The sequence below is a fragment of the Bradyrhizobium sp. KB893862 SZCCT0404 genome, assembly GCF_018130885.1.
GTDB lineage: Bacteria > Pseudomonadota > Alphaproteobacteria > Rhizobiales > Xanthobacteraceae > Bradyrhizobium > Bradyrhizobium stylosanthis.
Genome location: NZ_JAFCLT010000009.1, coordinates 55,804 through 67,861, shown reverse-complemented (window position 1 = coordinate 67,861; position 12,058 = coordinate 55,804). Strand labels below are relative to the sequence as shown.

12 protein-coding genes are annotated in these 12,058 nt (G+C 66.9%); 2 read left to right on the top strand and 10 right to left on the bottom strand.

Annotated elements, in window-relative coordinates:
- The first annotated feature begins 50 nt into the window (after positions 1 to 50).
- Positions 51 to 446, top strand: a complete 396-nt coding sequence (locus JQ617_RS30100) for a response regulator (RefSeq protein WP_007596883.1) — start codon at positions 51 to 53, stop codon at positions 444 to 446.
- 183 nt (positions 447 to 629) lie between these two features.
- Here the strand turns inward: JQ617_RS30100 and JQ617_RS30095 are convergent, their stop codons facing one another.
- From JQ617_RS30095 to JQ617_RS30085, 3 genes are all read right to left on the bottom strand, one after another.
- Positions 630 to 1,484 (bottom strand): TIGR01459 family HAD-type hydrolase, encoded by an 855-nt coding sequence (locus tag JQ617_RS30095; protein WP_063687256.1) that lies wholly within the window; start codon positions 1,482 to 1,484, stop codon positions 630 to 632.
- A gap of 12 nt (positions 1,485 to 1,496) precedes the next feature.
- A complete protein-coding gene (locus JQ617_RS30090) occupies positions 1,497 to 2,984 on the bottom strand; it encodes an EAL domain-containing protein (RefSeq protein WP_212029489.1) in 1,488 nt (495 codons plus the stop codon).
- A gap of 142 nt (positions 2,985 to 3,126) precedes the next feature.
- Positions 3,127 to 4,692, bottom strand: coding sequence for a winged helix-turn-helix domain-containing tetratricopeptide repeat protein (locus JQ617_RS30085; protein ID WP_212029488.1), 1,566 nt, complete (start codon positions 4,690 to 4,692; stop codon positions 3,127 to 3,129).
- Positions 4,693 to 4,813: 121 nt separating this feature from the next.
- Here JQ617_RS30085 and JQ617_RS30080 point away from each other — a divergent pair, with 121 nt between their 5' ends.
- Positions 4,814 to 5,653, top strand: a complete 840-nt coding sequence (locus tag JQ617_RS30080; protein ID WP_212029487.1) for a class I SAM-dependent methyltransferase — start codon at positions 4,814 to 4,816, stop codon at positions 5,651 to 5,653.
- A 47-nt stretch (positions 5,654 to 5,700) separates the two neighbouring features.
- On the opposite strand, the gene JQ617_RS30075 is transcribed toward JQ617_RS30080, so the two are convergent.
- The 7 genes from JQ617_RS30075 to uvrC form a co-directional block, all read right to left on the bottom strand.
- Positions 5,701 to 6,831 (bottom strand): YihY/virulence factor BrkB family protein, encoded by a 1,131-nt coding sequence (locus JQ617_RS30075; protein WP_212029486.1) that lies wholly within the window; start codon positions 6,829 to 6,831, stop codon positions 5,701 to 5,703.
- A gap of 1 nt (position 6,832) precedes the next feature.
- Entirely contained in the window at positions 6,833 to 7,423 is a 591-nt protein-coding gene (locus JQ617_RS30070; RefSeq protein ID WP_212029485.1) for a phage holin family protein, read from the bottom strand.
- 92 nt (positions 7,424 to 7,515) lie between these two features.
- On the bottom strand, positions 7,516 to 8,475 hold the full coding sequence (prmB, locus tag JQ617_RS30065) for a 50S ribosomal protein L3 N(5)-glutamine methyltransferase (protein WP_212029484.1): 960 nt from the start codon (positions 8,473 to 8,475) through the stop codon (positions 7,516 to 7,518).
- Positions 8,475 to 8,942: a molybdenum cofactor biosynthesis protein MoaE gene (locus JQ617_RS30060; protein ID WP_212029483.1), complete on the bottom strand. Its 468-nt coding sequence runs from the start codon at positions 8,940 to 8,942 to the stop codon at positions 8,475 to 8,477. Before JQ617_RS30060 ends, prmB begins: the two co-directional genes overlap by 1 nt.
- Positions 8,943 to 8,946: 4 nt before the next feature.
- Positions 8,947 to 9,198 carry a molybdopterin converting factor subunit 1 gene (gene moaD / locus JQ617_RS30055; protein ID WP_212029482.1) on the bottom strand — a complete coding sequence of 84 codons (252 nt, stop codon included), beginning with the start codon at positions 9,196 to 9,198 and terminating at the stop codon, positions 8,947 to 8,949.
- Complete coding sequence (pgsA, locus tag JQ617_RS30050; protein WP_063687274.1) at positions 9,195 to 9,812, bottom strand: CDP-diacylglycerol--glycerol-3-phosphate 3-phosphatidyltransferase; 618 nt, start codon at positions 9,810 to 9,812, stop codon at positions 9,195 to 9,197. The genes moaD and pgsA overlap by 4 nt, the downstream gene beginning before the upstream one ends.
- A gap of 97 nt (positions 9,813 to 9,909) precedes the next feature.
- Positions 9,910 to 11,973 carry an excinuclease ABC subunit UvrC gene (gene uvrC / locus JQ617_RS30045; protein WP_212029481.1) on the bottom strand — a complete coding sequence of 688 codons (2,064 nt, stop codon included), beginning with the start codon at positions 11,971 to 11,973 and terminating at the stop codon, positions 9,910 to 9,912.
- Positions 11,974 to 12,058 lie beyond the last annotated feature (85 nt).

The window sequence follows — 12,058 nt, the reverse complement described above, 5'->3', positions numbered from 1 at the left end:
CCGGGAGCTCCGATTGTAATTATTCCTGGGTTTGCGTTGGGGGAGTCGAGATGGCGGTTGATTTGTCGATGTCGGTTCTGGTGGTTGATGACTACAGCACCATGATCCGTATCATCAGGAATCTCCTGAAGCAGCTTGGCTTCGAGAATATCGATGATGCCAGCGACGGTTCGGCAGCGCTGAACAAGATGCGCGGCAAGAAGTACGGCCTCGTGATCTCCGACTGGAACATGGAGCCGATGACGGGTTACGACCTGCTGCGCGAAGTGCGCGCGGATCCGAACCTCGCCACCACGCCCTTCATCATGATCACGGCGGAATCCAAGACCGAGAACGTGATCGCGGCCAAGAAGGCCGGCGTGAACAATTACATCGTCAAGCCGTTCAACGCGGCGACGCTGAAGACCAAGATCGAGGCTGTCTTCCCGGACATGGCGAGCGCGTAAGCGCGCTCTTCATCCGGATAAACAATCTTCCATTGGGAACGTCATGCCCGGGCTTGTCCCGGGCATCCACGTTCTTGGATGCAAAAGGGAAGACGTGGATGGCCGGGTCAAGCCCGGCCATGACGGCCACAATACGGGCTCAGCAATTGGTCTAAGTTCGGTCGCTTCGGACCGCCCTCGCCATCACCACTTCAATTCGCGCATCAGCGCCTTCGGCGGATGGCCGAACAATTCCGCCACCGTATTCGCGTCGAGCTGGTCGAGGCCCTCGAACTCCTCGGCATGGATGCCGCGGGTGACGAACAGGCAGTCGATGCCGAATTCGCGCGCGCCGGTGAGGTCGGTGCGGACGGAATCGCCGATCGCCAGCACCTTCCTGCGGTCGATCTGGTGGCCCTGGCGCTCGCCGGCCAGCGCCATGGCGCGCTCGTAGATCGGCCGGTGCGGCTTGCCGTAGAAGATCACCTCGCCGCCGAGCTCGCGATAGAGCTCGGCGATGGCGCCGGCGCAATAGATCAGCCGGTCGCCGCGCTCCACCACGATATCGGGGTTGGCGCAGACCAGCGTGAGCTTGCGCTCGCGCGCCTTCAGCATCATGCCGCGATAGTCTTCGGCGGTTTCGGTCTCGTCGTCGTAGAGGCCGGTGCAGACGATGTAGTCGGCCTCTTCGAGCGGCGCGGTCGTCGCATCGAGGCCGCGATAGATCGAATTGTCGCGCTCGGGTCCGAGCCAGAACATCTTGCGGCCGGGATGCTCGGCGACATAGAGCCGGGTCAGGTCGCCCGATGACACGATGGCGTCGTAGGTCTCGTCGGCGACGCCGAGCTTGCGCAACTGCCGCTGCACGGAATCGGCCGGGCGCGGCGCGTTGGTGATCAGGATCACCGTACCGCCGCGGCTGCGATAGGTGTGCAGCGCCTCGCAGGCTTCGGGGAAGGATTCCAGGCCGTTATGGACCACGCCCCAGATGTCGCTGAGCACGACATCGACGCCGCCCACGAGCTCGCGCAGGCTTTCGGCGAAATGCAGCGTGGTCATGCGCGCGGCCGGTCAGATGCGGCGCGCGAGAGCCGCGTTGCCGGTGAGACGCTGGGGCGGAGGCGCCGATGACGTCGCGCCTGAGCTTTGTGTGCCGGAGCCATTGGATCCCTGAGTGTCCTGCGCCTGGTTCGGCGCGGCCCCGCCGGTAGCAGATGCCCCCTCCGGCCGCAATGGCCGGGGCGGCGCGAACAGGAACCCCTGGCCGAACCGCACGTCGTAATCGAGCAGATCGACCACTGCGCGCTCGCCCTCGATCCGCTCGGCGATCAGGTCGATGCCGAAGCGGCCGAGCAGGTCCGAGAGGTCGGACGGATGGATGTCCGAGGTCGAGGCTTGCCTCGGGTCGAGCAGCAGCGCAGCCGGCACCTTGATGAAGCGCACGCCGCGGTCGGCGAGCTCGCGCGGCTCGATCCGGAGGTCCGTGACGTGGTCGATCGAGAAGCGGAAGCCGCGCTGAGCGAGCGCGGCGAGGTTCTCGGTCTCGGCCGGGCCGAGATTGCGGAAGGTCGACTGCTTGAACTCCAGCACCAGCGAGGGCGCCAGCGCCCGGTTGGCTTCGAGGAAGTCGAGGCATTGCGCGAAGGTGGTGGAGTTGCCGAGCGTGGAGGCCGCGACGTTGCAGAACACGCCAACGTCCTTGTTGCGCACCATCAGGCGCCGCAGCACCTGCACACAGCGCAGCATCACCATGTTGTCGATGCGCCCGATCAGCCCGGAGGCCTCGGCGATGCTGATGAACTCCTCCGCGGCGATGAGCTGGTCGCGCTCGTCGCGCACCCTTGTCACCGCCTCGTAGAACCGCACCTTGCGCTGCGGCAGCGTCACCATGGGCTGCAGGAAGATGTCGATGCGGTTCTCGTCGATCGCGTTGCGCAGCGTCGCCAGCAATTGGGTCTGGTTGCGTCCGTTGGCGGTCTGGACCGGATGGGCGGACTGGGTCTGAACGGCCGCTGCCGGCCGCGGCTGCATTGGGGGCGGCGGAGGAGGCGCGGGCAGCGGCGGCGGCGCCATGGGAAGCTCTTCGAACGCTGCCACCAAATCCATCGGCGCCTCCGCCTCGGGCCTTGCACCCGGAGCGGGGGAGGGAGCGGCGCCCGCCAGGAGGTCCTCATGAGCCGACACGGTGGTGGCGAGCTGCCTGACCAGACCGCCAAGCTCGTTGATCTCGCCGACCACCGACTGGATGCGGTCGGAGTTGGTCGAGTTGGACGAGGCGATGCGCCCCTCGATCGCGGCCAGCCGGCGGCCGAACTCGGCGACCTGGCGGGCGAGGTCGGCTGTGCCGCGGGAGAGGTCGGCGATCTGGCCGCCGACGTCGCTGCGGTCGCGCAGCCGCATCGACACTGCGTTGTAGAGGATCAGGAAGGTCAGCGCGGTCAGCGCCACGATCGCGGATTCAGTTCCGCTGATGCCGGCGACCGCATAGAGCACCAGCCCGAGCGAGGCCGCGACCAGAACCATGCAGATGGCGATGAAGATCGTCGAAATGCGAATCATGCCGCGCGTTACGCCTCAAGAGATGACTGCCTCACCCGGGAAAACACGGGCCCCTGTGCGGTCCCGTCACGCCTCATGCTCCCCCAAGCAGCGCAACCCTAACATCATTGTTGATTCGAGGGGATAGCGGCTTGTTTGCGGCTCAGCTCAGTCCAGCCCGGCGAAAGCCTTCGAGGTAGCGCTCGCGGTCGGCGGCAAGCTTGATCGGCATGAACTCGGCGATCCAGGCCAGCGAGATGTTCGGCTGGGCGCGGCGGAGTTCCTTCAGCGCGGCGTGGGCGATCCCGGTCTGTCCGGCCATGCCCGCGGCCGCGGTCAGCACCCGGTGTCCGCCGACGAAGTCGCCGCGCTGGCGCAGCGACTCCTGCGCAAGCCGGATCGCTTCGGCGTAGTCGCCGCCGAGGAAGCGGGCATAGGCGGCGATGCCGAAATAGACGGGGGCATAGGGATCGCGCGGGCTGAGCCGGATCGCCCGGCGCGCCGCCTCGTCGGCCTCCTGCCAGCGGCCGCAATAGCTGAGCGCCAGGCCGTGATAGCCCTGGGCCAGCGCGAAGTTCGGATTGAGCCGCAGGGCGGTCTCGAACTCGGCCAGCGAGTCCTCGAACCGCCGCGCGAACAGATGGACATGGCCGAGCGCGTTGTGGGCCCAGGCGTCCTCGTCGTCGGCGCGGATCGCCGCCCGCGCGGCGCGCTCGGCGGCGGGGATGGCGCTCGCCATCTCCATCCAGCCCATATGCGCGGTGAACATGTAGCTGGTGCCGAGCAGCCCGAGCGCCTTGCCGTAGCTCGGGTCGAGCGCGATGGCCTTTTCGAGCAGCGCCTGCGCCACGACATGATCCTGCCGCGTCACCCGCCAGTAATGCGAGAGCGCGCGCATCACGAGGTCCCAGGCGTCCATGCTGTCGGGCGGCTTGCGCTCGGCACGAAAGTTTTCGGCGGCGTAAAGCTGTGGTTCGATCGCAGCGACGATCGCCTCGGTGATCTCGTCCTGGACGGCGAAGACGTCGGCGAGCTCGCGGTCGTAGCGCCCGGCCCAGAGATGGCTGCCGGTGGCGACGTCGTTGAGCTGCGCGGTGATGCGGACGCGCTCGCCGTCCTTGCGGACGCTGCCCTCGACCACATAGCGCACGCCGAGCTCGTCGGCGATCTGCCGCAAGTGGACCGCGCGGCCCTTGTAGATGAAGGAGGAGTTGCGCGCGATGACGAAGAACCAGCGCAGCTTCGACAGCGCGGTGATGATGTCCTCGCTGATGCCGTCGGAGAAATAATCCTGCTCGGCCTCGCCGCTCATGTTGGTGAAGGGCAGCACCGCGATCGCCGGGCGATCGGGCAGCGGCAGGCCCGCCGGCGGCGGCGCGTGCCACGCGTCGGTATCGGCCGGTTTGCCGGCCGCGCCGGCCAGCTCGGTCACCGCGCCGACGAACCGCACGCCCTTGCGCGCGATGGTGCGGATCAGGCGCTGATCGTCGCCATTGTCGCCGACCGCGCGCCGCGCTGCGTTGATCCGGCTGGTGAGCGTCGATTCCGAGACGACGCGGCCGTTCCAGATCGCATCGAGCAGATTGTCCCGCGTCACCACGCGTTCCCTGTTGCGGACGAGGTAGGTCAGCAGATCGAACACTTGCGGTTCGAGCGCGACGAGCGCGTCCGCCTGCCGCAATTCGCGGCGCTCGGGGTCGAGCAGGAAATCCTCGAACTGAAACGTCACAAATCCCCCTCGCTCCCATCCGGAAATCAAGGTGCTCTCAGCGTAAAATAACGCCGCTCTCAAGGCCAGCGAGCCGCATGCGCCCTATCGTCCCGGCGTTTTCAACCGCAGGAGATTGCTCATGTCGACATCCGCCGCACTCAAGCCCGCCGCAGCCCAGCCCGATCTTGCCGCCGTCAAGCAGCGCCAGCACGGCGCCTGGTCGTCGGGCGATTATGCCGTCGTCGGCACCACCTTGCAGATCGTCGGCGAGCAGCTGTGTGAGGCAATCGACTTACGCGCAGGCAGCAAGGTGCTCGACGTCGCCGCCGGCAACGGCAATGCGACGCTGGCCGCGGCGCGGCGCTGGTGCGACGTCACGTCGACCGACTATGTGGCGGCGCTGCTCAAGCGCGGGCGCGAGCGCGCGGCCGCCGAACATCTCACCATCGAATTCCGCGAAGCCGATGCCGAAGCGCTGCCGTTTGCCGATGCCAGCTACGACGTCGTGCTCTCGACCTTCGGCGTCATGTTCACGCCGGATCAGGACAAGGCGGCCTCCGAGCTCGCGCGGGTCTGCAGATCCGGCGGCAAGATCGGCCTCGCCAACTGGACGCCGCAGGGTTTCATCGGCCAGCTGTTCAAGACCATCGGCAAGCACCTGCCGCCGCCGGCCGGGGTGAAATCACCGGCGCTGTGGGGCACGCCGGCGCGGCTCGAGGAGATGTTCGGCAGTCAGGCCGCGGAGATCGCCGCCGAGCCGCGCATGTTCGTGTTCCGCTATCGTTCGCCGGAGCACTGGCTCGAGATCTTCAAGACCTTCTATGGGCCGACGCTGAAGGCGTTTGCCGCGCTCGACGAGACCGGCCAGGCCGCGCTGAAGCGCGATCTGCTGGCGCTGCTCGGCGAGTTCAACCACGCCGATGACGGCACCATCGTCGTGCACAGCGAATATCTGGAAGCCGTGATTACCAAGCGCTGACACGCGCGCGATGCGGTCGGGCCGGTCTCCGGCCCGGCCGCAGCCGATCAGGACGGCGCAGCGGCGCCGACCGTGTCGGCCGAGACGGCTTCGCGGGTGCCGAGCGGCCTGGGCGGCCCGGTGGTGGTGTCGCGCAAGGTCTGCCGCTCGATCTCCGAATTGAGCTCGGCGCCGAACATGACGACGATCGCCGACATCCACATCCACATCATCAGGCCGATCGCCGCGCCGAGCGAGCCGTAGGTCGCGTTGTAATTGGCGAAGGCCGAGAGATACCAGGACAGCAGCGACGATCCGGCGATCCAGAGGATGGCGGCCGCGAGCGCGCCGACGCTCAGCCACTGCCAGCGCGGCGCGTCGCGGCTGGGCGCGAAGCGGTAGAGCATGGCCAGCGCCACAAGCAGGATGACGAACAGCAGCGGCCAGCGTGCCAGCGCCACGATCAGCTTGCTTTCAGGCGCCATGCCGAGATGGTCGAGCGCGAGCGGGAAGGCGACGACGGCGCCGACCATCAGCAGCAGCGCCACGATGCCGCCGACCGTGAAGGCCAGCGACACCATGTTGAGCCGGATGAAACTGCGCTTCTCGCGCTCCTCATAGGCGACGTTGAGGGCGTCGAAGATCGACTTCACGCCGGCATTGGCGCTCCAGATCGCGAGCACCAGGCCGACCAGGAAGGTGACGCCGAGCGTCGCATTGCCGTTCGAGACGACGCGTCCGACCTGCTCGGCGACGATCTGGAACGCGCCTTCGGGCAGCATCATCGCGAGCGTCTGCAGATTGTCGGTGATGGTCGAGGGATTGGCGAACAATCCGTAGGACGAGACCAGCGCGGTCACGGCGGGAAAGATCGCGAGCAGCCCGAAGAAGACGACACCGCCCGCGGTCGCCAGCAGCCGATCGTCGTCGATGCGCTGATAGGTGCGCCAGAAGATATCCTTCCAGCCGGCCCAGGGAATTGCGTACGGGCTTTTCGAGTGCCGGCCGCGGCCGGGCTGCACGGCCGCCCGCACCGGGTTGGTCTCGGGCGAGTTCGCCTCGCTGTTGCGGTGGTCCGGCGGCGGTCCCGGACGGACCAGGCCGGAGTCCTGGAAGTAGCGCTCCGCTGTCAGCACGAAGACGGCGGTCGCCGCCACCAGCAGCCAGTTGTCGATCTGCCCGGAACGCCGCACCAGCACGTCACGTCTCCAGCCGGTGCCCGTGGCGCCGCCGGCGCGCCGCCGTGACGCCCAGCAGCCCGACCGCTGCGAGCATCAGGCCAAGCTGCACGGGCCGGTTGGTGCGAACCGATCTGCCATGACTTCTGCCACGATCGCGTTCGCCGGGTCCGAGTGGCACGAGGGGAATCGTCGTCGCCACCTCCTTCACCGCCTCCTTGACTGTTCCGCGCGGGATTCGCGGCGTGGCGATCGCAACGCGCAGCCGGCTTGCAAGCGGCACGATCGGCCTGGTCTTGCGCCTCATCTGCATCATGGCCACCCCGGCACAGACCGCAGCGAGAACCAGGAGCACGGCGCCGACGACGCCAAAGCCCCAGAATTGCCCGTAGTGGATCGCGATCCAACGATACAGGGCGATCAGCCCCACGAAGAATGCCGCGACGACGAACAAGCCCGCGACCGCGAACAGCCCGCCGGCCACCGCATAGGAGGTCATCTTGCCGGTGGCGTGGCTGGTCTGGTCACGCAGATAGGATTGCGCGGCGCGTTTGACGTGATTGAGCTTGAGCGCCACGCCGGCGCGCAGCAATTCGCCCGATGGCGCGAGCATGCGGACATCCTCCCAGAGCGCGTAAATGCGTCGGGGGATGAACGTTGCGGAATTTGACTTGTTCCGTGCGGGACGGGGATCGCGGTGACGGATCAGCCGAGATCGGCGGCCGCGATCCAGAACACCTCGCCCTCGGAATCTTCCGTGTCCAGCCAGAGCAGCGGCAGTTCCGGAAAGGCCTCGTCGACCAGGTCGCGGCCGCGGCCGATCTCGCAGATCAAGCCGCCATTCGGCGTCAGATGATCGGGGGCGTCAGCCAGGATCCGGCGCACCACGTCGAGACCGTCGGTACCGCCATCGAAGGCAAGCTTCGGCTCGGCCCGGCATTCCGGCGGCAGCGCGGCCATGCCGTCCGCATCGACGTAAGGAGGGTTGGTGATGATCAGGTCGTACCTGGCGTCGCCGAGCGGGGCGAACAGGTCGCCGCGATGCAGGCTGACCCGCTCCTCGAGGCCGTGCTCGCTGACATTGCGCGCGGCAACCTCGAGCGCACCCTTGGAGATGTCGACGGCATCGACCGCGGCATTCGGGAAATGATACGCGGCGAGGATCGCCAGGCACCCCGAGCCGGTGCAGAGATCGAGCACGCGCTCGACCGCCGTGGGGTCGTCGATCAGCGCGCCGGCGCCTTCCTCGCCGCCGAAATGCGAATCGAGCAACTCCCCGATGAAGGAGCGCGGAACGATGACGCGCTCGTCGACATAGAAGGGCAGGCCGCGCATGTAGATCTTGTTGACGAGGTAGGCGGCCGGTTTGCGCGTCGTGACGCGCCGATGGATGAGGTCGAGGATGGTCTTGCCTTCCGCGGCGGTGACGCGGGCGTTGGCGAAGGCCTCGAACTGCTCGGGGTTGAGATGCAGGGCCTCGCTGACCAGGAAGGCTGCTTCGGCGACCGGGTCGGTCGTGCCATGGGCAAAGGCGAGCTTCGCCTCGACGAAGCGGCTCACCCCATAGCGGACGTAGTCGAGCAGCGTGAGAAGCTCGCCGGGTCCCACTTTCGCAAGCTTCGGCGCGGCGCGGCCGCGCGCGGTCTTTTTTGCAACTTTTGCCATCAGGATTTGGTCCAGCGTGCGGCGGCCTCGTCGTCACGGGCGTGGGCTTCGACCCAGCCGGTGCCGGTGGCGCTCTCTTCCTTCTTCCAGAACGGGGCGCTGGTCTTGAGGTAGTCTATCAGGAACTCGGCGGCCTGGAATGCGGCCTGGCGATGCTGCGAGGCGGTCAGCACCAGCACGATGTTCTGGCCCGGCATGAAGCGCCCGACGCGATGGATGACCGTGACGCCGTTGAGCGGCCAGCGCGAGACGGCCTCGTCGGCATGGCGCCTGATCTCTTCCTCGGCCATTCCGGGATAGTGCTCGAGCGTCAGCGCTGCGACCTTGCTGCTGTCGTCGTCCGCGCGGCAGATGCCGGAGAAGCTCACCACTGCGCCGATGTCGGTGCGACTTTTTGTCAGCACGGCGATCTCGCGCGCGATGTCGAAATCGTCTTCCTGGATGCGGATGGTGACGGGGCAGCTCATGAGCCTAGCCGCCGGTCATCGGCGGGAAGAACGCGATCTCGCGCGCCCCGGCGATGGTGGCGTCCGCCTTGACATGGGCATGATCGATTGCAGCGCGGATCACCTTGGGCTTCTCGAAGGCATAGGCGTAGGCCTCGCTCCGGCCGGACAGCCAGGCGATCAGCTCCTCGACGGTGCGCACGGTCGCCGGCGGCTCGATGGTCTCCTCGGCCTTGCCGACGCGCTCGCGCACCCAGGCGAAATACTTCACCCTCATCCCTCATCCTCCTTGATGAGGTGATGGATGCCGGCGCGGAAATAGTCGTAGCCGGTGTAGATGGTCAGGATCGCCGAGGCCCACAGCAGCGCCAGCCCGATCATCGAGACCACGGGCACCACCTCGTCGCCGGCAGGGCCCGCGAGCAGGAAGCCGATCGCAACCAGCTGGACCGTGGTCTTCCACTTCGCAAGCTTGGTCACGGGCACGCTGACGCGGAGCGCGGCGAGGTATTCGCGCAGGCCCGAGACCAGGATCTCGCGGCACAGGATCACGATGGCGGCCCACAGCGACCAGCCATGGATGATGCCGTCGGCGGCCAGCATCAGCAGGCAGGAGGCGACCAGCAGCTTGTCGGCGATCGGGTCGAGCATCCGGCCGAACGCCGATTGCTGATTCCAGATCCGCGCGTAATAGCCGTCGAGGTAGTCGGTGACCGCAGCCGCGATGAAAATGGCGACCGCGAGCCACCGCAGCCACAGCGGCTGATCCAGGATCGACTGCGCATAGATGCATCCGACCACGACCGGGATCGCGGCGATCCGGCCATAGGTCAGGATGTTCGGGAGGGACATCGCGCGGCTGGTCGTCCCTCGTGTCGTGGCGATGTTCATCCGTCCTACCAATACCGCTCAAGGCTGAAGGTCAACCGTCCCGCTCACAAATGGGATGCGGGATACGACGCCCTTATGACCGCGGTCCCCCTTTAGTTCACCCCGGCTGGGGATGGAAATACTCGAAAATCCTGCGGGCGCTTTCGGCGCTGACCCCCGGAACCTTGCCGAGATCGGCGATCGAGGCCCGTTCGATCTCCTTCAGGGTTCCGAAATGGTGCAGCAAGGCACGTTTGCGTGACGGCCCGATGCCCGGAATCTCCTGCAAACCGGCCTCGCGGATGTCCTTCTTGCGCAGCTTGCGGTGCGAACCGATGACGAAGCGGTGGGCCTCGTCGCGCAGGCGCTGGATGAAATAGAGCACGGGATCGCGCGGCTCCAGCTTGATCGCCTCACGCTCCGGCATGAACAGGGTCTCGCGGCCGGCATCCCGGTCCGGCCCCTTGGCGACCGACATCAGCGACACCTGGGTCAGGCCGAGATTGGCGAAGATCTCCCTGACCGCATTGAGCTGGCCGCGGCCGCCGTCGATGATCACGAGATCGGGCCATTGCGGGAAATCGTCGTCCTTGGCCTTAGCCCCGGCGTCCTCGGGCGGATTGATCAGGCGCTTGAAGCGGCGCTCCAGCACCTCGCGCATCATGGCGAAGTCGTCGCCCGGCGTGATCCCTTCCGACTTGATGTTGAACTTGCGGTACTGGTTCTTCACGAAGCCGTCGGGGCCGGCGACGATCATGGCGCCGACCGCATTGGTGCCCTGGATGTGGCTGTTGTCGTAGACCTCGATGCGCTTGGGCGCATGCGGCAGGCTCAGTGTCGCAGCCATGGCCTCCAGCAGCCGGCTTTGCGTTGCGGTGTCCGCGAGCTTGCGGCCGAGCGCCTCGCGCGCATTGGTCAGCGCGTGGGCGACGAGCTCCTTCTTCTCGCCGCGCTTGGGCGTGGAGACCTCGACCTTGTGGCCGGCCTTGATCGAGAGCGCGTTGGCCAAAAGCTCGCTCTCCTCGATCTCGTGCGAGAGCAGGATGTTCTTCGGCGGCGGCTTGTCGTCGTAGAACTGGGCGAGGAAGGAGCCGAGCACTTCTTCCGGCGTAAAGGTTTTCTCCGCGCGCGGGAAATAGGCGCGGTTGCCCCAGTTCTGGCCGGTGCGGAAGAAGAACACCTCGACGCAGAAGAAGCCGCCCTCCTGGTGGACGGCGAACACGTCGGCTTCCTCCACCGTGCGCGGATTGATGCCCTGCTGCGACTGGATCGCCGACAGCGCGGCGAGACGGTCGCGGTAGAGCGCGGCGCGCTCGAATTCGAGCTCGCCGGAGGCCTTCTCCATCTCGCCGGCGAGCTCCTGCTTCACCGCGTGGCTCTTGCCGGAGAGGAAGTCGCTCGCCTCGCGCACCAGCGTCGTGTAGCCGCCGAAGTCGATCTCGCGGGTGCAGGGACCGGCGCAGCGGCGGATCTGGTAGAGCAGGCAGGGGCGGGTGCGGCTCTCGAAGAAGGAGTCGGTGCAGGAGCGGATCAGGAACGCCCGCTGCAACGCGGTGATGGTGCGGTTGACGGCGCCGGCGGAGGCGAACGGGCCGAAATAGCGGCCGGGACGCGTCTGCGCGCCGCGATGTTTCAGGATCTGCGGCGCCCAATGGTCGCCGGTGATCAGGATGTAGGGAAACGACTTGTCGTCGCGCAGCTGCACGTTGAAGCGCGGCCGCAGCTGCTTGATGAGGTTGGCTTCCAGCAGCAGCGCCTCGGTCTCGGTGTTGGTCGAGACGATCTCCACGGTCACCGTGGCCGCGATCATGCGCAGGATGCGCGCCGGCTGCGGCGCGCTTTGCCGCGCGTAGTTGGAGAGGCGCTTTTTGACGTTCTTGGCCTTGCCGACATAGAGCACGTCGGCATTGGCACTGAGCATGCGATAGACGCCGGGCGAGGTGGGGGCGAGCCGCACCGCCCGCTCGATCGCCTCGTGGCCGGTCGCCAGCGGCTCCTCGCCGACGGCGCCGCTGTCTTCGAGGATGTCGGGCAGCAGCGCATCGTCCTCGTCCTCGCCGCCGGTGCTGGCGGGATCGAGATCGGGCGGGGACAGGCTCTCGGGCGGGGCGTCCGCTGTCGCGCCGCGGGGCGATTTGCGCGTGCGTGCGTCGTCCGGATTGTCGGTGGAATCGTGAGCCATGGAGCGAATTTAGGCGCTGGGTGTGCCGATTTGAAGTTCCGGCCGTGCGGCACGCACAGGATGGCGGCGCAGTTCCCGGTAACGC

What these genes read in the sequence shown, in the direction of transcription:
- JQ617_RS30100 (WP_007596883.1), top strand. Translation starts at nt 51, where the DNA reads ATGGCGGTTGATTTGTCGATGTCGGTTCTGGTGGTTGATGACTACAGC.
- JQ617_RS30095 (WP_063687256.1), bottom strand. Translation starts at nt 1,484, where the DNA reads ATGACCACGCTGCATTTCGCCGAAAGCCTGCGCGAGCTCGTGGGCGGC.
- JQ617_RS30090 (WP_212029489.1), bottom strand. Translation starts at nt 2,984, where the DNA reads ATGATTCGCATTTCGACGATCTTCATCGCCATCTGCATGGTTCTGGTC.
- JQ617_RS30080 (WP_212029487.1), top strand. Translation starts at nt 4,814, where the DNA reads ATGTCGACATCCGCCGCACTCAAGCCCGCCGCAGCCCAGCCCGATCTT.
- JQ617_RS30070 (WP_212029485.1), bottom strand. Translation starts at nt 7,423, where the DNA reads ATGCTCGCGCCATCGGGCGAATTGCTGCGCGCCGGCGTGGCGCTCAAG.
- prmB (WP_212029484.1), bottom strand. Translation starts at nt 8,475, where the DNA reads ATGGCAAAAGTTGCAAAAAAGACCGCGCGCGGCCGCGCCGCGCCGAAG.
- JQ617_RS30060 (WP_212029483.1), bottom strand. Translation starts at nt 8,942, where the DNA reads ATGAGCTGCCCCGTCACCATCCGCATCCAGGAAGACGATTTCGACATC.
- moaD (WP_212029482.1), bottom strand. Translation starts at nt 9,198, where the DNA reads ATGAGGGTGAAGTATTTCGCCTGGGTGCGCGAGCGCGTCGGCAAGGCC.
- pgsA (WP_063687274.1), bottom strand. Translation starts at nt 9,812, where the DNA reads ATGAACATCGCCACGACACGAGGGACGACCAGCCGCGCGATGTCCCTC.
- uvrC (WP_212029481.1), bottom strand. Translation starts at nt 11,973, where the DNA reads ATGGCTCACGATTCCACCGACAATCCGGACGACGCACGCACGCGCAAA.